This is a genomic window from Pseudomonas sp. AC211 (assembly GCF_979258055.1).
The window spans coordinates 2463278-2484027 of sequence record NZ_OZ409830.1 but is presented as its reverse complement, the minus strand read 5'-3'; the positions used below and the strand labels follow the sequence as shown (position 1 = coordinate 2484027).

Annotated in this window: 18 protein-coding genes and 3 pseudogenes; 12 read left to right on the top strand and 9 right to left on the bottom strand. The window is 61.2% G+C overall.

From position 1 onward, the window contains the following. Window positions 1-50 precede the first annotated feature (50 nt). The gene (locus ACZZZP_RS11675) at window positions 51-1175 is read right to left on the bottom strand and encodes a mechanosensitive ion channel family protein (RefSeq protein WP_463536539.1); all 1125 of its coding nucleotides are present in this window, start codon (window positions 1173-1175) and stop codon (window positions 51-53) included. A gap of 239 nt (window positions 1176-1414) precedes the next feature. Here ACZZZP_RS11675 and ACZZZP_RS11670 point away from each other — a divergent pair, with 239 nt between their 5' ends. From ACZZZP_RS11670 to ACZZZP_RS11645, 6 genes are all read left to right on the top strand, one after another. Beyond that, complete coding sequence (locus ACZZZP_RS11670) at window positions 1415-1741, top strand: hypothetical protein (protein ID WP_122495836.1); 327 nt, start codon at window positions 1415-1417, stop codon at window positions 1739-1741. A gap of 59 nt (window positions 1742-1800) precedes the next feature. Further along, window positions 1801-1986, top strand: coding sequence for a hypothetical protein (locus ACZZZP_RS11665; RefSeq protein ID WP_463536538.1), 186 nt, complete (start codon window positions 1801-1803; stop codon window positions 1984-1986). 106 nt (window positions 1987-2092) lie between these two features. Next, the gene (locus ACZZZP_RS11660) at window positions 2093-2404 is read left to right on the top strand and encodes a YgaP family membrane protein (RefSeq protein WP_163016667.1); all 312 of its coding nucleotides are present in this window, start codon (window positions 2093-2095) and stop codon (window positions 2402-2404) included. Window positions 2405-2524: 120 nt separating this feature from the next. After that, a complete protein-coding gene (locus ACZZZP_RS11655; protein ID WP_463382822.1) occupies window positions 2525-2935 on the top strand; it encodes a hypothetical protein in 411 nt (136 codons plus the stop codon). Between the two features lie 300 nt (window positions 2936-3235). Further along, window positions 3236-3601 (top strand): type II toxin-antitoxin system RelE/ParE family toxin, encoded by a 366-nt coding sequence (locus ACZZZP_RS11650; protein WP_122495843.1) that lies wholly within the window; start codon window positions 3236-3238, stop codon window positions 3599-3601. Then, window positions 3592-3915: a transcriptional regulator gene (locus ACZZZP_RS11645; RefSeq protein ID WP_122495845.1), complete on the top strand. Its 324-nt coding sequence runs from the start codon at window positions 3592-3594 to the stop codon at window positions 3913-3915. Before ACZZZP_RS11650 ends, ACZZZP_RS11645 begins: the two co-directional genes overlap by 10 nt. A gap of 2 nt (window positions 3916-3917) precedes the next feature. Here the strand turns inward: ACZZZP_RS11645 and ACZZZP_RS11640 are convergent. Together ACZZZP_RS11640 and ACZZZP_RS11635 are read right to left on the bottom strand one after the other, a co-directional pair. After that, a pseudogene (locus ACZZZP_RS11640) lies at window positions 3918-5251 on the bottom strand (ATP-binding protein). Beyond that, entirely contained in the window at window positions 5248-5958 is a 711-nt protein-coding gene (locus tag ACZZZP_RS11635; protein ID WP_463382820.1) for a response regulator, read from the bottom strand. The pseudogene ACZZZP_RS11640 and the gene ACZZZP_RS11635 overlap by 4 nt, the downstream one beginning before the upstream one ends. A gap of 202 nt (window positions 5959-6160) precedes the next feature. Between ACZZZP_RS11635 and ACZZZP_RS11630 the strand changes: the two are divergent. Together ACZZZP_RS11630 and ACZZZP_RS11625 are read left to right on the top strand one after the other, a co-directional pair. Beyond that, window positions 6161-6887: pseudogene (locus ACZZZP_RS11630) on the top strand (MlaA family lipoprotein). Window positions 6888-6890: 3 nt separating this feature from the next. Further along, a complete protein-coding gene (locus ACZZZP_RS11625; RefSeq protein ID WP_463382818.1) occupies window positions 6891-7136 on the top strand; it encodes a hypothetical protein in 246 nt (81 codons plus the stop codon). An 83-nt stretch (window positions 7137-7219) separates the two neighbouring features. On the opposite strand, the pseudogene ACZZZP_RS11620 reads toward ACZZZP_RS11625, so the two are convergent. Next, window positions 7220-8037 (bottom strand): annotated as a pseudogene (locus tag ACZZZP_RS11620) (TatD family hydrolase). A gap of 240 nt (window positions 8038-8277) precedes the next feature. Here ACZZZP_RS11620 and ACZZZP_RS11615 point away from each other — a divergent pair. Further along, window positions 8278-9696, top strand: a complete 1419-nt coding sequence (locus ACZZZP_RS11615) for an MltF family protein (protein WP_463382816.1) — start codon at window positions 8278-8280, stop codon at window positions 9694-9696. A 185-nt stretch (window positions 9697-9881) separates the two neighbouring features. Continuing rightward, window positions 9882-10316, top strand: coding sequence for a DoxX family protein (locus ACZZZP_RS11610; protein ID WP_463382815.1), 435 nt, complete (start codon window positions 9882-9884; stop codon window positions 10314-10316). A gap of 125 nt (window positions 10317-10441) precedes the next feature. Here ACZZZP_RS11610 and tauD read toward each other — a convergent pair whose 3' ends face one another. From tauD to tauA (ACZZZP_RS11585), 5 genes are all read right to left on the bottom strand, one after another. After that, the gene (gene tauD / locus ACZZZP_RS11605) at window positions 10442-11275 is read right to left on the bottom strand and encodes a taurine dioxygenase (protein ID WP_463382814.1); all 834 of its coding nucleotides are present in this window, start codon (window positions 11273-11275) and stop codon (window positions 10442-10444) included. Between the two features lie 80 nt (window positions 11276-11355). Continuing rightward, window positions 11356-12207: a taurine ABC transporter permease TauC gene (gene tauC / locus ACZZZP_RS11600; protein ID WP_463382813.1), complete on the bottom strand. Its 852-nt coding sequence runs from the start codon at window positions 12205-12207 to the stop codon at window positions 11356-11358. Beyond that, window positions 12204-12998, bottom strand: coding sequence for a taurine ABC transporter ATP-binding subunit (gene tauB, locus ACZZZP_RS11595; RefSeq protein ID WP_463382812.1), 795 nt, complete (start codon window positions 12996-12998; stop codon window positions 12204-12206). Before tauB ends, tauC begins: the two co-directional genes overlap by 4 nt. A gap of 112 nt (window positions 12999-13110) precedes the next feature. Beyond that, complete coding sequence (gene tauA, locus ACZZZP_RS11590) at window positions 13111-14085, bottom strand: taurine ABC transporter substrate-binding protein (RefSeq protein ID WP_463382811.1); 975 nt, start codon at window positions 14083-14085, stop codon at window positions 13111-13113. Between the two features lie 61 nt (window positions 14086-14146). Further along, entirely contained in the window at window positions 14147-15124 is a 978-nt protein-coding gene (tauA, locus tag ACZZZP_RS11585; protein WP_463382810.1) for a taurine ABC transporter substrate-binding protein, read from the bottom strand. A 407-nt stretch (window positions 15125-15531) separates the two neighbouring features. On the opposite strand from tauA (ACZZZP_RS11585), the gene ACZZZP_RS11580 reads away from it, so the two are divergent. Both ACZZZP_RS11580 and ACZZZP_RS11575 read left to right on the top strand, forming a co-directional pair. After that, a complete protein-coding gene (locus ACZZZP_RS11580; RefSeq protein ID WP_122495867.1) occupies window positions 15532-16569 on the top strand; it encodes an OmpA family protein in 1038 nt (345 codons plus the stop codon). A gap of 803 nt (window positions 16570-17372) precedes the next feature. Next, complete coding sequence (locus tag ACZZZP_RS11575) at window positions 17373-20750, top strand: amino acid adenylation domain-containing protein (RefSeq protein ID WP_463382809.1); 3378 nt, start codon at window positions 17373-17375, stop codon at window positions 20748-20750.

The following is a 20750-nucleotide window of genomic DNA, read 5'->3' as shown; positions in this document are numbered from 1 at the left end:
TCCCAGTCAACCGCTCGTCGTGCGCAGCGGCGGCAAGGCGCGCTGGCCGATTACACGGGGGGTTGGCGTTCCGGTTCGGCAATCGGCTCGTGCACGTGGGGATCCACCACGTGGTGGGTCGGACTGCTTTGAAACGCAGCGCGCAATTGCGGCAGGCAATCGGGGTGTTTGTGGCTGATGAAATTGATCAGGTTCTCGCGGATATAGCAGCGCAAGTCCCAGCCGCTGGACGAGTCGCGCGAGCTCACCAACACGCGCAGTTGAATGGCGCGGTCGGACGTGTCGACCACCTGCAGCACGCTGACACGGCCGTCCCACAATTGCGGCACTTGCTTGAGCAGGCGTTCGAGTTCCTTGCGCAGCGGCTCAAGCGGAATGGCGTAGTCGACCCAGAAGATGACGGCGCCTGTTAGCGAGGACGAGGAGCGGGTCCAGTTCTGAAACGGATTCTCTATAAACCATTGCAGCGGCACGATGAGGCGGCGGTCGTCCCAGATGCGCACAACCACGTAAGTGCCGGTGATTTCCTCGATTCGGCCCCATTCGTTCTCGACGATCACCACGTCGTCCAGGCGGATAGGCTGCGTCATGGCGATTTGTAGGCCCGCAATCAGATTGCCCAAAACCGGCTTGGCCGCGAAGCCCACCGCCAAGCCCGCGACCCCCGCCGACGCCAACAGGCTGCCGCCGAATTGGCGGGCGCTGGGGAAGGTCATCAGCATGGCGGCCAGGCCGAACAGCAGGACGAAGAAACTCAGGGTGCGTACCAGCACGCGGGTTTGCGTTTGGATGCGGCGGGCGCGCAAGTTGTCGGCGATGTCCACCGGGTTGTGAATCAGGATCATCTCCTGCACCGCGGCCACCGCCCGCAGGCCCAGCCAGGTAAAGGCGCCGATGATGGCCAAGGTGGTGACGTGGCGCAGCGGGCCGATCAGGCGGAAGCTGTCGTCGGCTGCAGTCCACACAGTTTGCAGCCCGAGCAGGGGCAACAGCACGCAGACCGGATCGCGTAGCTGCCTCACCAATTCACGAGGAAACGCAAAGGGTTTGGCCAGGCGCGCAAGGACCCGGGTTACCAGCCGTGCTGCAAGCATTAGCACCAAGACGGTGATGGCAGCGGCGAGCACTGTTTTCAATTCGGCGATAGGAAACTGGCGTTGAAAATCCTCAAGCATCGGAAAGGGCTCTGTTGGCTAAGCGTGTTTTAGTGACCGGGGCAGGGCGAGGGGGTTCAGGTGGTTTCAGGATGCAATTTGCATGATGGCCAACCGGGTACTTCGTGCAGATTGCCTGCGAAGCACGCTTTGTTGGTTTTTCAAGTGATTGAAATATAACGAGAAAAATAGTTTCTGCAGGTTGGCGTTCATCTTGCAATTTTAGTCCTGAGCGAATAGACCTTCTTCAGGAGCACGTCATGCAACTTCTTACCGATCTTTATGTATCTGCCTTCCCAAGCCATGACGTGTCGTTGCAACCACGCCCGGACGGCACCTTTGTGCTGGCCCTGAAAAGCGCCAATAACGAAGCGCTGATCAAAGTGATCGCCGGAAAAACCGTTTACAGCCAAGCCGCTGCCAACGACGAAATTCTGAGCATCAAACGCGAAGTGCTGATCCGCGATAACGCATTGAGCGGCACCAGCGCTCACTGCACCGCGCACAAGCTTCCGACCTACAGCGGTCAGGAACTGAGCCTGCGCGCCATGCAGACCCTGTTCAACCGCCGTCGTATTTCTTTCTAACCCGTCTTAAACCCGTCGTTTAAAGCAGGAGGCGACCATGAACGCATCGACAAAAAGTATTGGAAAGTTTCTTTAGCGACCGCCTGGCTGGCGAAGAGTTTGTGGTGCGCCTGCCAGAGTTGTACGCCCAGGTGCCGGACGAAACCCCGCCAGAAGTGCCCGATGACGTGCCGCCAGAACTGCCCCGTGGCGAACCGGGCGAAAACCCCGAGCTGCCGCAACCGCAAGACGCGCGCTACGCCTGACAGTAACAAAACCGCAAACAGTGAACGCTTGCCATCGGAACCGGTCGGTTGTGTAGGGCGTGACGAACTGTCGTTACGGCCACCGAACGAAAACAAGGAGAAGGTTATGGTCGCTTTTGAAGCGTTGGCCCGCGAGCTCGAGGCCCACCCGCAAAATGTTCATGGCTGGGAACGCGCAATGTGCATTACCAGCGGTGCCGCCATGGTTGGCACCGGCCTGCGCCGCGGGGGCGTGATAGGCAGTGTGCGCGCTGCCTTGGGCAGCATCATGTTGCTGCGCGGTCTTACCGGCCGTTGCCCGGCGAAGCGAGTGATTGTTGAACGTCAGGATGAACTGCTGGCAATCAAGGCCAGGTTGCAGTCCGCTTCGGACCAACTGACTGCACTTCACGCAGCCAGCGCGAAAAAAACAAAATAATACCGAGCTGTCTAACCACTGCGCCGACGCCACCACTTATGGGGCGTCGGCGTTCTGCGTTATACCGCCGACAAACGCGCACATTGCCAGGCTCCCGCCCTGGCTTAAGGAATCTCTGCCATGTACTCCAAGTGTGTGGTTTCGCTGCTTCTGCTTATTGCTGTACTGCCCGCAAACGCTGATTGGCTGGAAATACCCGATGGTCGAAGGGTCAACGGCCAAGACACCATCGAAGTAATCAACCTGCTCGACGGCACGCTGAAGTTCGCGCTGACCGCCGCCGGGCGCGACGACCTCACCTGCCGCATGCGCGGCGTCGCCAAAAAACAGAGCCCTGGGGTTTACAGCTATCAGGAAAGCACCAGCCAATGCGTGCTGCGTATTTCCGCCCAAGCCGATCGTTTGGTTGCCGAAGACCTTGGCGACAACTGCCGCGCCGTCTACTGCCCGCAGAAAGCCAGCATCGGTGTGCGCAGCTTCAAGCTGGGCGAGCAAATGCCGTTGACGGAGCAGATTAGTGGGGCGTGGTAAGTCGCAAAAAGCTCAATCACGCTGTTTGCCACAATGCGCCGTCATCGCGGCGAAAGCGGGCACGTGATCCTTGCGTAGAAAGCCGTGCTCGACCGCGATCGGTCGGGCGCTTTCAGAAAAACGCGAAATGCTTCGCGCGGGCCTAGGCGCGAGCCGCCATTACTCCTTCTTTAGCTAGATCCTTCCCAAACCCAACTCCAATGAGTCCTGCGGGCAAGCCGCGCAGCGCTTGGCATGCTGGTTCGGCTGATAAATGGATTATCAGCTTTACCACTAAGTAACACATAGGTTACTATTCGAATGCCAAGAGTCGTTGAGTATTTACGCAAGGATGAGTCCAGCCCCTATAAGCGATGGTTCGATTCGCTGTCTATTCAGGCAGCTACGAAGGTGTCTATTGCGCTGGTCCGGATGGAGTTGGGCAATACGTCAGCCATCAAGTGGTTCAGCGGTATTGGCGAGTACCGAATCGATTGGGGGCCGGGTTATCGCATTTACCTGGCAAAGGAACGCGACACGTTGATCGTCTTGTTCGGCGGCGGCACCAAAGCCACTCAGCCCGCCGACATCCACAAGGCACAAGCGCTGTTCGCAGAATACAAAGCACGTAAAGCCGAGCTGATTGCCAGCGGAGCCGGCATAGAGGAGACGCCACCATGGCGCTAACCCGCGATTTCAAACAAACCATCGTCGACCGCGTTGAACGCGAACCGGCGTTCGCCCAATCTCTGCTTCACGAAGCCGCCACACTTTTCCTTAATGGCGAACCCGACGTTGCGCGTCTGGTGCTGCGCGATCTGGTGAACGCCACCATCGGCTTCGAACAGCTCGCCGTCGAAACGCAAAAACCGAGCAAAAGCCTGCACCGCATGTTGTCGCCCACCGGCAATCCCAACATGGATAACCTGGCCGCCATCTTCAATGCGCTACGAACTGCACTGCGCCTGCAAATTGAAGTTCACACGGTGCCGGCCAACTGAGTTCATCCATTCCACGGCAGCCAGAGCCGTGCCGACAGCCCACCGTCGGCGCGGTTGACCAGCTGTAACTCCCCGCCGTGTTCGCGCACGATGGCTCGTGCTGCCGAAAGGCCTAGGCCGACCCCAGCAGAATTGGGATTCCTTGAACTGTCCAGGCGGAAAAAGGGCTCAAATACCTGCTGCAACGCATGTTCCGGAATGCCGGGACCTCTGTCGTTAACCTCAATTTCAATGCCGGCATCTGTTGTGCGCAGCGACAGCGCAGGCGAGTGCGCGTATTTGAGGGCGTTGTCCACCAGGTTGGTCATCACCCGCTTCAGCCCCACCGGACGCCCGGTGTACACCAGCTTCGACGGTCCGCTAAAAGGCAGCTCGATGGCCTGGTCGCGGTAGTCGTCGCGCAAGGTTTGCAGCAATTCGGCCAGGTCGAACGGCGTGGCCACTTCCAGCCGGGCATCGTCGCGGAAGAAGTCGAGCGCGGCGTTGATCATGCTTTGCATCTCGTCCACGTCGCGGAACAGTTTGCGCTGCTGCTCGCTGTCCTCAATGAACTCGCCGCGCAGGCGCATGCGGGTGAGCGGGGCGCGAAGGTCGTGGGAAATAGCCGCCAGCATCTGGGAGCGATCTGCCACGAAATGTTGGATCTGCGCCTGCATGGCGTTAAACGCGAGAATCGCCTGGCGAATTTCCTGCGGCCCGATTGGCTCGATGGGCGGCGCCCGAAAATCACTGCCAAGCGTCGCGCCGCGTTGGCAAATTGTTGCAGCGGCAAGGCCAGTTGGCGGGTGGCAAACCAGGCGACGGCGATGATGGCGATCAAGCCAAGGCTGACAATAATCGCCAGGCGCACGGCCGGGTCCAGACCCCAGCTGCGATCTGGCGCGGTAAAGGTCAGCCAGCTGTGATCGCGCAATTGCATCACCAACACGTAAGGCCGGTCGCGATTGGGCGCTGGCCAGTCGTCTGGACTGTAACCTTCAACGCTGATGGCAGCAGGGCCGAGCAGCTTGTGCAGCAACGCATCACCTTCTTCGTAACCGTCCACGGTGGCGGGCAGGTCGATTTGTTTGCGCTCGCTAAACCAGTTGACGACAAAGTTCGCTTCACCGCTGGCCCGAGCCAATTCCAGGCGCATGTCAGCAGGCGCGGCTTCGATGATGCGTGCGCTGAGCGCGATCTTCTCCAATAGTCCGCTCTGGGGCAGCGCCGGCTTGGCCCAAACGCCAGCCAATTGGGTAAACACCAGATTCAGCACGAGCGCAGCGGCCATTGCCAAGGCGATGGTCAGGGCGATCCAGCGGGCGATGGTGTCGGTGGGGCGGCGCGGCCAGTTCATCGACGGCTGACGTTAGGGCTGAATTGATAACCGCCGTTGCGCACGGTGCGAATGATGTCCGGCCGTTTGCTGTCGGGCTCGATCTTGCGGCGCAGGCGGCTTACTTGCACATCAATGCTGCGGTCGAACGCGTCATGGGCGTGACCGTGGCACAGGTCGAGCAACTGTTCGCGGCTCAAAATGCGCCCGGGGTGCTCGACGAATACCAGCAGCAACTCGAATTCGCCCGCCGACAGCGGAATCATCACGCCGTCGGGAGAGCGCAATTCGCGGCGGGTAACGTCCAGTTGCCAGTCGGCAAATATCACTATTGGCCGTTCATTATCAGTGAGCGGTTTGGGCGCCTCGCCCGCGCGGCGTTGCACCGCACGTACCCGGGCCAGTAGCTCGCGGGCATCGAAGGGCTTGCTCAGGTAGTCATCGGCGCCCAACTCCAGGCCGATGATGCGGTCGCTCAGTTCGGCCATCGCCGTGAGCATGATCACCGGAATTCGCCACTCGCTGTGCAGCCGCTGGCACAGGCTCAGGCCGCTCTGACCGGGCAGCATGACGTCGAGCACAATCACATCCGGACGCTGCCGGGCGATGGCGGCCCACATGGCGTCGCCATCGGTGGCGACCGCCACCTCGTACGAGTGTTGAACGAAAAACTTCTTCAGCAAGGCCAGGATTTCGACGTCGTCGTCCACGATCAGCAGTCGGTTCACAGGTGGTCGGTTCCGGTGGTGGGGCAGGCCGCTATCTAAAACCATTTGCCCCGACCGGTCATATATTTCAACCGTGCAACATTGCTGCCGCGCCGCCATCAAGCAGACATCTTCGCGCAAAAACCACCCGCCAAGCTCGCCGGCATTCAGTCAAAGGAGAGCGTTATGTCGGCAGTAAAAGCGGTTCAGCTTCTGGGCGTATGTGCGGTGCTGGCGCCACTGGTGGGGGTGCAGCCATACGGAGCGTCAGGTTGATTGCGCGGCGATTGGTTATGAACTGCGCGACCCGCTCGAGCCGGTCAACCGCAGCGTGTTCGGCTTCAACCGCGTAGCCGATGAATACGTGCTGCAGCCGGTGGCCCGTGGCTACGCCAAATTGCCGCAGCCGGTGCAAGACGGCGTGCATAACTTCGCCGCGAACTTTGCCGAGCCCAAGGTATTTGTGAACGACGTGCTGCAAGGCAACGGCCAGCGGGCCATGAACACTGTGGGGCGGTTCACCATAAACACGCTGTTGGGCGTGGCGGGTCTGTTCGACACAGCCGGGCGCATGGGGCTGGTGCATCACAAGGCTGATTTCGGCCAGACCTTTGGTGTGTGGGGCATTGGCGACGGTCCGGTGCTGGAATGGCCACTGCTGGGTTCGGCCAACAGTCGCGACAGCGTCGGGCGGGTGGCCAACTTCCTGTTTTCCCCGTTCGGCGATAACAGCGACACCGTGGCCACCATCGGCACCATTAACACAGTTGGCTCCACCGTAGATGGCCGCGCCGAAGCGCTGCCGCTCACCGATCAACTGGAAACCGGGCCCGACTACTACAGCGCCTTGCGCGACTACCACCGCCGCTGCCCGGGCGCGGTTGGTAGCGGAAGGAAAATTAGGCGCTGTGAACGCGGCCGAGCGCTATCGCGGCTGCGAACTGGAGTAAGCCATGGCTAGTGCCCCGCAACCGGTGCTCGTGGTGCGCCAAGACATCGAACGCCATGACGGCGAATTGCACTACCGCGAGGAGGGCTTGAGCGTTTCCGAGGATGGGCGCGCCCTGGTGCTCAACTGCTACTTCGAAAATTACCGGCCCGGGGCCAGTGCGCTGGTGGTGTGCAGCTATCAGGTGTCGCTGGCGGCGTTTACGCACTGGATGATCAATAGCGGGGAATTGAGGATGCGGGAACGGTAAAACGCGAAGCCGCCCCGCAGAGCGCCCAACCTGTGGGAGCGGCTTTAGCCGCGATGATTGCCCACATGACCCCGTTCTGACTGTTAATCGCCAGGCGCCTCAACCACGGGCAAACCGAAAAACGCCCGCGCGCAGTCAGTGGTATGCGCTGCAAGATACGCCGGCGTTTCCTGCCGATGCGTTGCCACTTCTTTCAAAACCTCAGGCAAATACGCCGGCTCGTTGCGGCCGTTCTTCGGTTTGGGGCGCAATGTGCGCGGCAACAGGTAGGGCGCGTCGCTTTCCAGCATCAGGCGGCCGGCCGGAATTTCCTTCACCAGTGGATGCAGATGGGTGCCCCGACGTTCATCGCAAATCCAGCCGGTGATGCCGATGTGCAAGTCCAAATCCAGGTAACTGAACAGCGCCCGCTTTTCCCCGTGAAGCAATGCACCACAGCTGCCGGCAACTGGTCGCGGTAATCGCGCAGTATCTCCAGCAGCCGCTGGTTGGCGTCGCGCTCGTGCAGGAACACCGGCATCTTCAGCTCCACGGCCAGGGCCAACTGTTCTTCCAGGGCTTTTTCCTGCAACGGACGAGGCGAAAAGTCCCGGTTAAAATCCAGCCCGCATTCGCCAACGGCGCGTACGCGGTCTTCTTTTAATAGGGCGCGAAGTTGCCCGGCCGTTGCGCCGGTCCAACTGCTGGCGTCATGAGGGTGGACGCCCGCTGTGCTGAACAACCGCGCGCCGGTTTCGTCGGCGCGGCGGCACAGGTCCAGGGCTTTTTCGCTGCCCTCCAGGCTGGTGCCGGTGAGCAGCAATTGACGCACGCCGGCCTCAAAGGCGCGGGCGAGCACTGCTTCATAATTCTGGGCAAAGCTGTCGTGGGTCAGATTGACGCCAATGTCGATGAGTTGCATCGTGCTACCTCACTGCGGAGCGGTGCAGCTTACCATCTCCCCATGAACATCTATAAAGCTATAAAATACAGCTATTTATGAGCGCTTGTTAAAGTTGATACACGCTTAGGCTGGCGTCCTGCCGAGCGCTGTGCGACCCTCCGCGCCCTTTGCCGGGGAACCCGCCCCGGTGCCGCCACTTTTAGGCGGCCGATATTGATGGTGCCGCGTCCGTTGGTAGGCGTGGCATCTGGAGACTGAATGACCCGAGCGTTGCTGCTTTTACTGTGCCTGGTGCTGCTGCCGTTGCCGGCGGCTGCGCGTTTGGCCGGGCCGCAGGAAGGCTGGCAGCATCCGAGTCAGGTGCGCGACCTCAGTAAAATTCGCAGCAGCGGCGTATTGCGAGTGCTGGTCAACCAGAGCCGTAATAGCTCCGGCGAAGTAAAAGGCCAAGCCATCGGCCTTGAATACCACCGCCTACGCGCCTTCGAGCAGTACCTCAACCGCAACGCCCGCGACGGCCGCCCGCTAACCCTGAAGATCATCCCCAAAGCCAAAGACCAATTGCTCGGCGCCTTGCAGCGCGGCGAGGGCGATTTGGTGGTGCCCGGCGAATTGCTTAACGCCCGCAGCGGCCAGGACGTCAGCCCGAGCGTGGCGATTCGCGCCCAAGTGCCGCTGGTGCTCGTTGCTCGCCAAGGCAGCAAACGCTATCAGCGCCTTGACCAACTGGCGGGCCGCAGCCTGGCATTGCCGGCGGGTAGCGCGGCGGCGGAGGCGTTGGAAACCGTCAACCAGCAATTGGCGTTGCGCAAATTGGCGCCCATCAGCGTTGAATGGGTCGACCCCAGCCTGGCCGTCGAAGACGTGCTCGAAATGGTCGAGGCCGGGATTTTCCCGTACACCGCTGTCGAGCTGCCGATTGCCGAGCGCTGGCTGAAAGTGATGCCCAAGCTGCGCATCGATCGGCAACTGGTGCTGAGCGAGCAGGGCGATATCAACTGGTTCGTGCGGCCGGACGCGCCCATGCTGCGGGCCGCCATCGACCGTTTTCTCAGCGGCTATAGCACGCCAACCGATCAGGACGTCGCCTTCCAGCGCATTTACCGCCGCATTTATAAAGTCCATGACCCGCTGGCGCGCAGCGACCGGCAGCGCCTGGAGAAAGTGCGCCCGGTGCTGCAGCGCTACGGCAACGAGCAGGACATCGACTGGCTGGCCCTCGCCGCGTTGGCATTCAAAGAATCGACCCTCAACCCAGCGGCTCGCGGCAGCGGCGGTGCTACCGGCTTGATGCAAATCACCCCGGCGGCCGCGCGCAGCGTTGGCATCAGCGATGTAAAAGGTCTGGAGGGCAACGTGCAGGCCAGCGCCAAGTACCTGGCGCGCATTCGCCGCAACTTCTTCAGTAGCGCGCAAATCAACGAGCGCGAGCGCATGGCCTTTGTGCTCGCCGCCTACAACCTTGGCCCGCAGCGCGTGCAGGGCTTTCGCGCTGAAGCCAAACGACGTGGTCTGAACCCTAACCAGTGGTTCTTCCAAGTGGAACGCATCGCCATGGAGCAGGTGGGCATGGGCGTGGTCAGCTACGTCAACGCGGTGAACAAGTACTACCTGGCGTACGACCGCGAGCGCGAGCAGCTAATCCCCAAAGCGAAAGTAGCGACTACCAAGAAATAACGCCTTCCCGCCGACACCGGAATGGTAGGAGCCAGCTTGCTGGCGAACCCTGCAAATCTCGCTATAAAAACAATGACACATCTACAAATTAGATAGGTTTAACGCGAAAATGCCGCTAGTCGTATCGAATTGATTATTTAGAATACGCCCACCAACACCTACTTAGCCTCAACAAGGAACGCACCATGAACAAGCTGATCAACACCGTACTCGCCACTCGTGCAGGTTTGGGCATCACTCTTCTTCGCGTCGTCACCGGTCTGACGTTCGCTTCCCACGGTTCGCAAAAACTCTTCGGTCTTTTCGGCGGCTACGGCCTGGACGGCACCGGGCAGTGGATGGAAAGCATCGGCATCACCCCGGGCTACCTGATGGCCCTGATGGCCGGCAGCGCCGAATTCTTTGGTGGCTTGGCCCTGGTAATCGGTTTGTTGGTGCGCCCAGCGGCCCTGTCGCTGGTGATCGCCATGCTGGTCGCCATTTTCGCGGTGCACATCGGCAACGGCTTCTTTATGGCCACCAACGGCTTTGAATACGCGCTGATTCTGGCCGTTATCAGCGCCACGCTGCTGGTGGAAGGCGCCGGCAAGTTCTCGCTGGATCGCAAAATTGCTGGCTGATTAATCGCCACAACGAAAAAGCCCGCCGAGTGCGGGCTTTTTTTGCGTTTGGGCAGGACGGCATTTTCTCCCACCCCAGCGCCTTGGGACGAGCATCAACGGCAAGCGGCAAGCCTGGACGCTCTCTAAAACGGCCGGTCGCCCAATATCGTCGCGCGCTGCATCACCCGCCGTTGCGGTCGGTAATCATCCACCGCGTAGTGCTGCGTCACGCGGTTATCCCAAAAGGCGATGTCGTTTTCCTGCCAGCGCCAGCGCACGAAAAATTCGGGTTTGGTGGCGTGGGCGAACAGGAAGTTGAGCAGGGCCTGGCTTTCGGCAGGTTCGAGTTCGTTGATCTTGCTGGTAAAGCCCTCACTCACAAACAGCGCCTTGCGCCCGCTCGCCGGATGGGTGCGCACAACGGGGTGCGATTGCGGTGGATGCTTGCGCCGGGTTTCGTCCCAGCGTGCGTAGTCTTTCGGCGTGCTGCCGTAGCGCTCCAGCGGAAACGAACGGGTGAAATCGTGGGTGGCGGTCAGGCCATCAAGCAGATTTTTCAGCGGCGCCGACAGCGCGTCATACGCGGCAATACCGCTGGCCCACAGGGTGTCGCCGCCTTTGGCCGGCAGCAGCTTGGCGCTCAGTACCGCGCCCATCGCCGGCTCTGGCAGAAAGGTGACGTCGGTGTGCCAGATGGCGTTGTCGCGCACATCGGTGACGGCGGTGTCGAGAATCAGCACTTCGGGCTGTTCCGGCACGTTGGGGTAAATCGGGTGAATGTGCAGGTCGCCGAACTGCGCGGCAAAGCGCGCTTGTTGCTGCGGCGTGATGGGCTGGTTGCGGAAGAACAGCACCTGATGATCCAGCAGCGCCTGCTCGATGGCGCGGCGGTTGGCGTCGCTCAGCGGCTCGCTGAGGGTAACGCCTTCAACCTGGGCGCCCAGGGCGGAACTCAAGGGGGTGATGTGCAGGCTCATGGTCGTTCTCTTACGTGGCAGTGGTGGTGCAAAAAGGGTGTGCGCACAAGGGCGGGTGCGCGTCGGTCATAGCCGACGCGTCAGTGGCTTTGGCCGTGCCAGGGTACGAGGCGGCGTTGCAGGGCGCGCAGGCTCATTTCCAGGGCGAAGGCGATGATGGCGATGACCAAAATGCCGAGGATCACCACGTCGGTGACCAGAAACTGCGCCGCTGACTGCACCATAAAACCCAGGCCGCTGGTGGCCGCGATCAGCTCGGCCGCCACCAACGTCGACCAGCCGACGCCCAGGCCAATGCGCACACCGGTGAGAATGTCGGGCAGGGCGCTGGGCAGAATCACGTGGCGAATCAGCTGCCCGCGCGTGGCGCCGAGCGACTGCGCGGCGCGCAGTTTGGCCGGGTCGACGGTGCGCACACCGGTGGCGGTGGCAATGGCGATTGGGGCGAATATCGCCAGGTAAATCAGCAGCACTTTCGACAGTTCGCCAATGCCGCACCAGATAACGATCAGCGGCAGATAAGCCAGCGGTGGAATAGGGCGGTAAAACTCGATCAGCGGATCGAGAATGCCCTGGGCAATGCGGTGGCGGCCGATGGCGATGCCCACGGGAATGGCGGTGAGTACCGCAATCAGCAGACCCAAACCAATACGCCCGAGGCTTGCGCCCAAGTGCTGCCACAGCGTCGATTCCATGTAACCGGTGGTCGCCAGCAGCCAGCCCTTCTGCAGCACGGCCGAAGGCGGCGGCAGGAACAGCGGTTCGATCAGGCCGAAGGCGGTGACAGCCCACCAGAGTGCCAGCAGTGCGACCAGGGTCAGCACGCTGATGAGGCGGGTGGTGAGCGCCGGGCGCTGCGGTTTCGACTGGGGCAACACATCCAGCGCGGGGCTGGTTTTGCTGGTGCTCAGGCTGGCTTCGTAGCTGCTCATGCGCGGGCCTCCGCTTGAATGGCCAAACGTTGTGAAAACACCTGCGCCAGCACGTGCTCGCGGGTTTCGATAAAACGCGGATCCGACTTGATCGCCCGTGCCGGTTCGCCGGCGGCATAGCGCTGGCCGAAATCCAGCTGCAGCCGCTCGACAATCTGGCCCGGATTGGGCGCCAGCAGCACCAGATCGGTGGCCAGAAACACGGCTTCTTCGATGTCGTGGGTAATCAGGAACACCGGCTTGGCGCTGCGTTGCCACACTTGCAGCAGAAGCTCTTGCATCTGTTCGCGGGTAAAGGCGTCGAGCGCGCCGAAGGGTTCGTCCATCAGCAGCACCCGTGGGTCGGCGGCCAGGGCGCGGGCCAGGCCGACGCGCTGTTTCTGTCCGCCCGACAACTGCCAAACCTGGCGCTGTTCAAACCCGGCAAGGTCGACCAGTGCGAGCATTTCACGCGCCTTGGCTTGCCGCGCCGGCCGCGCCACGCCCGCCAGTTGCAGGCCGAAGGCGACGTTGTCCAACACGTTTTGCCAGGGCAGCAGGGCGTCGTCTTGAAACACCACACCGCGCTCGGCGCTCGGGCCTTGCACCGGCACGCCATCAAGCGTGATGCGGCCACCGCTCGGCGCGACGAAACCGGCAATCAAATTAAGCAGCGAGGTTTTGCCGCTGCCAGACGGCCCGAGCGCCACCAGCAATTGCTGTGGGCCCAGGGTCAGGGAAATGTCGGCCAGCACCGGGGCAGAATTGCCCGGATACCGTGCGCTGATGCGCTCCAGTTGGAGTAAGGCCATGTGAGGTGTCTCTCTGTGTGATGGGGCCGCTGTGGGGGGAGGCGTGCCTGGATTGTCGTTTTCAGGAATCGAGGCTGAAGCCTCTCCTACAGGTTCGTGGTAGTCGCTGAACTCACTGCACGAACTGGCTGCTCACATACGGCGAGTAATCGGCCAGCACGCCATCGGCCTTGCCTTGTTCCTTGAGGAAAACGGCGGTGGCGGCGATGTCTTTGGCGGTTTGGCCGTTGAGCAGGGTTTTCTGCTCGGCGCTTTCCGGGAAGGTCGAACCGGCCAGCAGCTCGGGCACGTCGGCAGCATTGGCGCCAGTCAGGCGGGCGATTTCCTTCACCTGCTCGGAATCGGCCGTCCACGCCGCCTTGTTGGCGTTGTAGGCGGTGTAGGCGTCGATGCTGACCTTGGCGAACTTGGCCAACACTTCAGGGTGCTTCTCGGCGAAGTCCTTGCGCGCTACCCAAACCTCGAAGGTGGGCGCGCCCCAGGTGCCGACTTCGGCGGCGTCGGTGAGCACCTTGCCGTCTTTCTTGATTTCGCCCAGCGCTGGCGACCAAACGAACGCGCCGTCGATGTCGCCGCGCTTCCACGCGGCGGTGATTTGCGCCGGGTTGAGGTTGACCACCTTGACCTTGGTGGGGTCGATGTTCCAGTGCTTCAGCGCGCCCAGCAGGCTGTAGTGCGACGTGGAGACAAACGGCGTGGCGATGGTTTTGCCCACCAGGTCCGCCGGCTTTTGAATACCGCTGGCGTTGCGCACCACCAAGGCTTCGGCCGAGTTAATTTGCGCGGCGACCACAAAGGTCACGATTGGCAGACCCCGTGTCGCTGCGGCGGCCAGCGGGCTGGAGCCGAGGTTGCCGATCTGCACATCGCCAGAGGCAATGGCGGTAACCACTTCGGCGCCACTGTTAAAACGACGCCAGTCGAGTTTTTCGCCGATGGCTTTTTCATAACCGCCATTGGCTTGCGGCACTTTGCTGGGGTCGATGCCGGTTTGGTAGCCGATGATGATGTCTTGCGCCTGAGCAGAAACGCTCAGGCCGGCGATCACCAGAGTAGCCAGCAGGCGGCGGGAAAAGGACAAGCTCATGGTCGTGCTCCCGCAAACAGCCCTGGTCGGCACTGCCGCCAGGGCTGGAATAAAGGTGGGGTCAGTTCTGGATGAACTTGGCGCTGACGTAGGGCGAGTAATCCGGCAGCACGGCGTCAACCTTGCCTTGCTCCTTGAGGAAGCCCGCGGTGTCGGTGATCGCTTGGGTGGTCGGTGAACCCAGGGCGGTAACCTGGTCAGCCGCCAGCGGGAACACGTTGCCTTGCAGCAGCAGGGGAATGTCGTCGGCTTTGGCACCGGAGAGCTTCACCACTTTGGCAATGTTGCCTTGATCGGCGAGCCAGGCTTTGGGGTCTTTGCGGTAATCGGCGTAAGCGTCGAGGGTGACCTTGGCGAACGCCGAAACGATTTCAGGGTGCTTGGCGGCGAAGTCTTTGCGCACGATCCAGGCATCAAACGTCGGCGCGCCGAGCTTGCTCAGTTCGCCCGAAGTGATCAGCACCTTGCCGCTTTCCTTCGCCTTGCCCAGCGCCGGGTCCCAGACGTAGGTGGCGTCGATGTCGCCACGCTGCCAGGCAGCAATGATGGCTGGCGGTGCCAGGTTGACGATTTCAACCTGCTTCGGATCGATGTTCCAGTGCTTGAGCGCAGCCAGCAGGCTGTAGTGGCCGGTGGAAACGAACGGCACGGCGACCTTTTTGCCGACCAGGTCTTGCGGGGAATTGATGCCCGACCCATTACGCGCCACCAGCGCCTCGGCGGCGCCGATCTGGGTGGCGATTAGAAAAGTTTGCACGGGCAGTTGGCGGGTTGCAGCGGCAGCCAGTGGGCTGGAACCGACGTAACCAATCTGCACGTCACCGGAGGCCACGGCGGTAATCACTTCGGCGCCGCTGTCGAACTTGCGCCAATCAATCTTGCTGTTGCTGGCCTTTTCGTACGCACCGTCCGCCTGGGCAACTTTGGCCGGGTCGACAGTGGTTTGGTAGGCAACGGTGAAATCGGCGGCCTGGGTGCTTAACGCGAAACTGGAAATGGCCAGGGCGGCCAGCAGGCGGAGCGGGGTGAGCGCTTTCATTTTTATACTCCTCAACGGGCTCCGCAGCGCTGAGAAGAGCGGGCGGACCACTGGACAGTGACTAATAAGGAAGAGAGGTCCGGTGGTCCGGTGACGCAGAGAATAATGGTTCTAAGAAGTAACAAATAAATACTATTTGGTTATTAGCTTAGGTGCGGCGATTGGGTTGCGCGGCCGGCCGGAAATCTGCCCAAACGGTCGAATTTGGCCAACCTGAATTTATTTGTTGAACCGAAAGAATTTCGCCGATATCTCAGTTGAGCAAGCTAGAGGCCACGGCTGGCGTAGGGCCAGTTGTAAAAATTTGTTTGGCTAGGGTTCGCGGCAGTGGTGTTCTTCTACTACGTTGTCCTAGTCGAGAATTTGTATTGGTTTAACTGCGCACAATCTGAATGGGGACTTTACGGATGAAATTGAAAAACACCTTAGGCGTTGTAATCGGTTCGCTGATCGCCGCCAGCTCTTTCCAAGCGTTGGCTCAAGGCCAAGGTGCGGTTGAGATTGAAGGCTTCGCCAAGAAACAGTACTTCGACAGCACCCGTGATTTTGATAATGACGGCAACCTGTTCGGCGGCTCGATTGGCTACTTCCTCACCGACGACGTAGAGCTGCGACTGGGCTACGACGAAGTTCATAACGCCCGTACAGACAGCGGTACCAACGTGAAAGGCGCTAACGCTGCGCTGGACGCCCTGTACCACTTCAATGCCCCTGGCGACATGGTGCGTCCGTACCTGTCGGCTGGCTTCTCTGACCAGAGCATCGACCAGAACGCAAGCAACAGCCGCGACCGTTCCACCTTCGCCAACCTGGGCGGCGGGGCGAAGCTGTATTTCACTGAAAACTTCTACGCCCGTGCCGGCGTTGAAGCGCAGTACAACATCGACCAAGGCAACACCGAGTGGGCGCCAAGCGTCGGTATCGGTGTGAACTTCGGCGGTGGCAAGAAAGCGGCTGAGCCGGTTCCGGCTGCTGCAGCGCCTGCTACCTGCACCGACAGCGACAACGACGGCGTGTGCGACAACGTCGACAAGTGCCCAGACACCGCTGCCAACGTGACCGTCGACGCTGACGGCTGCCCAGCAGTGGCTGAAGTGGTGCGTGTTGAGCTGGACGTGAAATTCGACTTCGACAAATCGAAAGTCAAAGAAGAAAGCTACGGCGACATCAAAAACCTGGCTGACTTCATGCAGCAATACCCAGACACCTCGACCACTGTCGAAGGTCACACGGACTCAGTGGGTACTGATGCCTACAACCAAAAACTGTCTGAGCGTCGTGCCAACGCCGTTCGTGACGTGCTGGTTAACCAGTATGGCGTAGGCGGTGATCGCGTGAATGCTGTGGGTTATGGCGAGTCCAAGCCGGTTGCGGATAACGCTACCGATGCAGGTCGCGCTGTAAACCGTCGCGTTGAGGCGGAAGTTGAGGCTCAGGCTAAGTAATTAGTCTGGCTTGATGAAAAAAACCCGGCTTCGGCCGGGTTTTTTTATGGGCCGCGATTCTGATCTGAGTTTCGATCATCCTCGCGCAGGCGGCGGTCAACACCGTCAGGCTGAACATGGCCTTCGCGCCTTACGCGAATATCAACCCAAACCTCCGTCATCCTCGCGCACGCGGGGATCCAGAATTTCCAGCCGTACACCGATGTGAAGTGCGCAGGAATTCATTACCGCGTGCGCTGAACGTTTGCTTTAGCGCCTTACGCGAATTTCAACCAAAACCTCCGTCATCCTCGCGCACGCGGGGATCCAGAATCTCAAGCCGTACACCGATGTGAAGTGCGTCGGTATTCATTACCGCGTGTGCTGAACGTTTAGTTTCGCGCCTTACGCGCGACTCACTTTTTCCAGTCGCTGAAAAAGTAAGCAAAAAAAGCTCGCCCCTACCTTGGGTCTACGCTGCGCTCCGACTTCCCTCATTCCATCGCCGCTCCGGGGGCCGGCGAGACGGGCCATCCATGGCCCGACACGCCTTTCGCGGCTCCCGGCCGCTCAACCCCCTACGCGTCGATTCCATTCGGCCTGCGATGAATGGGGCGGGTAGATCACAAGCCAGATCACAAGCGGTAGATCAACAGCATCGCGGCTAAAGCCGCTCCTACAAGCCAATTCGCCGTCCTGTGGGAGCGGCTTTAGCCGCGATTCCCTGGAAACGGCGATCCCCAACTTCCCCCTAAATCCCCCTCACCATTTTTCGTCCATTGGGTATTGCGGAATCCCCGCTCGCCTTTTCGATTGGACGACTGATGAGCACGATTGAATCTTCCCTGGCCCGCCGTTTCCTTGAGTTGCCCGCCGAAAAGCGCCGTTTGTTTTTGGCGGCGCTGCGCGATGAGCGAATCGATTTCAGCAGCTATCCCATCGTCTCGATGCCAGGCCACGCCGAGCGGGATTTTCTGTCGTATGCGCAACAACGCATGTGGTTCCTTTGGCAGCTCGAGCCGCACAGCGCGGCCTACAACTTGCCCAGTGCGGTGCGGTTGCTGGGCACCTTGGACAGGGACGCCTTGCAGCGCAGTTTTCAGGCGCTGGTGCAGCGTCATGAAAGTCTGCGCAGTACCTTCGTTCAGCGCGGCGACGTGGCGTTTCAGCAGGTGGCGGAACACGCCGAGCTGACCGTGCAGTTCACCGATTTAAGCGCGCTGGATGCCGCCGCCAAACAGCAACAAACCCAGCACTGGGCCGCGCAGCAGGCGGCGCAGCCGTTTGATCTGAGCACCGGCCCGTTGCTGCGGGTGCAGCTGTTGCGCCTGGCGGACAAGGAGCATGTGCTGCTGCTCACCATGCACCACATCATCGCCGACGGTTGGTCGATGAACATTCTGATTCAGGAGTTCATGGCCGGTTACGACGCCTTCGCCACCGGGCAGCCTTTGCAATTGCCCGCGCTGACGGTGCAGTACCGCGACTACGCGCTGTGGCAGCGCAGTTGGTTGGAGGCCGGGGAGCGCGAGCGGCAGCTGGACTATTGGCGCGAACACCTGGGCGAGGATCATCCGTTGCTGGAATTGCCCACTGATCACCCGCGCCCAGCCGTGCCCAGTCATGCCGGTGCGCGCTTGGAGCTGCGGGTGGATGCCGATTTGCAACAGGCGCTCAGGGCGCTGGCCGTGCGCAGTGGGGTGAGTTTGTTTGTGGTGTTGCTGGCCAGTTTCAACGTGCTGCTGCATCGCTACAGCGGGCAAACAGACATCCGCGTCGGCGGCCTGATTGCCAACCGCACGCGCCGGGAAAGCGAAGGGTTGATCGGTTTTTTCGTCAACACCCAGGTGCTGCGCAGCCAGCTCAGCGGTGCGTTGCGCTTCAGTGAATTGCTGGCGCAGGTGAAGCAGGCGAGCACCGCTGCACAAGCCCATCAGGAGCTGCCGTTCGATGCCGTGCTGGAGGCGTTGCAGCCGTCGCGCAGCCAGAGCCACAACCCGCTGTTTCAGGTGATGTTCAATCATCAGCCGTTGGTTAGCGATGTCACTGCCATGCAGCTGAGTGGCGGCCTTCAGGTGGCGCTGTTGCAGGCGCACGAGGGCGCGGCGAATGGCCGTCAGCATGCAGCCGCCAGCGATCTGATGCTGGAAACCCGCGAGGAGGGCGAGCACCTGCTGGCGGCATTTACCTACGCCACCGACCTGTTTGAGGCCCAGACCATTGAGCAGCTGGCGGCGCACTGGTGCCAGTTGCTGCGCGCCGTGACGCAAACGCCCGAGGCCGCCATCGGCACTATGCCGCTGCTGACTGACGCCGATGTGCAACGCCAGCACGCCAACAATGCCTACCTGCAAATGCCGGCGGCCGACACACCGGTGCATCAGCTGTTGGAACAGCAAGCCGAACGCACGCCGCACGCGTTGGCGGTGCAATTGGCGTACAGCCAAGCCACCTTGAGCTACCGCGAACTGAATCAGAGCGCCAACCGCTTGGCTCGGCACTTGCGCGCGTTGGGCGTCGGCGCCGGCAGCTTAGTGGCCGTTATGCCGGGGCGTCACCTGAGCTTGCCGGTTGCGCTGCTGGCGGTACTGAAGACCGGCGCCGCCTATGTGCCGCTGGATTCCAGCACCCACACCGAGCGCTTGGCGCAAGTCTGTGCGGCCAGCGGCGCGCAGTGGCTGCTCAGCGATGAGCCGCAGGCGTTTGAACTGCCCGGCGTCACCCGCGTGGCTGTGCAGCAAATCGGCAACGATGAAAACCTCAATCTGCCGATTCATCCCCAGCAACTCGCGTACGTCATCTACACCTCCGGCTCCACCGGCCAACCCAAGGGCGTGGCCGTCAGCCACGGTGCGCTCGCCGGGTTTAGCCAACTGGCGGCGGATTACAGCGAACTCCAGGCCACCGACCGTGTGTTGCAATTTGCCACGGTGAGTTTCGATGGCTTCGTCGAGCAGTTTTACCCCGCGTTACTGCGTGGCGCCGCCGTGGTGCTGCGTGATTCACGCCCGTGGGACAGCGAAACCTGGTTGCACGCCGTGCAGCAACACGGCGTCACCGTGGCGGATTTGCCCGCCGCGTACTGGCACATGCTGGTCAAGGATTTCGCCAAAGGCCCAGCCCGTTCATTCGGCAATCTGCGCCAGATTCACGTCGGCGGCGAAGCCATGGCGGTGGACGGTTTGCGCTTTTCGCAGCAGGCCGGGCTGGGTGCGGTGCGGCTGCTCAATACCTATGGGCCGACCGAGGCGACGGTGGTGTCGAGCATTCACGACTGCACGGGGCTGGCTGCCGAGCAGGTGACTTGGCGCGGCATTCCGATTGGTCGACCGTTGCCTGGCACGCGCCTATATGTGCTCGACGCCGACCTCAACCTGTGTCCGCAGGGCGTGATCGGCGAGTTGTATATCGGCGGCCCTGGTTTGGCCCAGGGTTACCACGGCCAGCCAGCCTTGACGGCGCAGCGTTTCATTGCCGACCCGTTCACGCCCGGCCAGCGCCTTTACCGCAGCGGCGACCGCGTGCGCTGCCGTGCCGATGGCGCGCTGGAGTACATCGGCCGCGTCGATCATCAAGTGAAAATTCGCGGCTTCCGCCTGGAGCTGGGCGAAGTAGAAGCGCGCCTGCAACAGTGCCAAGGCGTGCGCGAAGCGCTGGTGCTGGCGCCCGACCTGGGCAGTGGCGCCACGCTGGTGGCCTATGTGGTAGCGGAACACATCGACCTCAACGATGCCGCCGCGCAGCAAGCCTTCCGCCAGCAACTGCGCACCCGCCTGCAAGCCGCGCTGCCGGATTACATGGTGCCGAGCCACTGGCTGTTGCTGGACAAAATGCCGCTCACCGCCAGCGGCAAGCTCGACCGCAACGCCTTGCCAGAACCCGACCCCAGCCAATTACAGCGGCACTACCGCGCGCCGCAAAGCGAGCTGCAAATCAGCCTCGCGGCGATCTGGAGCGAGGTGTTGCAGGTGCCGCGTATCGGTCTGGACGACAGCTTTTTCGACCTCGGCGGCCATTCACTATTGGCCGCGCAAGTGGTTGCGCGCATCAAGCGCGAACTGGGCGTCAGCCTGCCGCTGCGCAGCCTGTTCGAGCGGCCGCTGTTGGCTGACTTGGCCGACGAGTTAGCCGCGCAGCAACCGCACAACGCCCAGGACTGGGACGAGATGGAAGCGTTTATGAATTCCCTGGAAGAGGTTTGA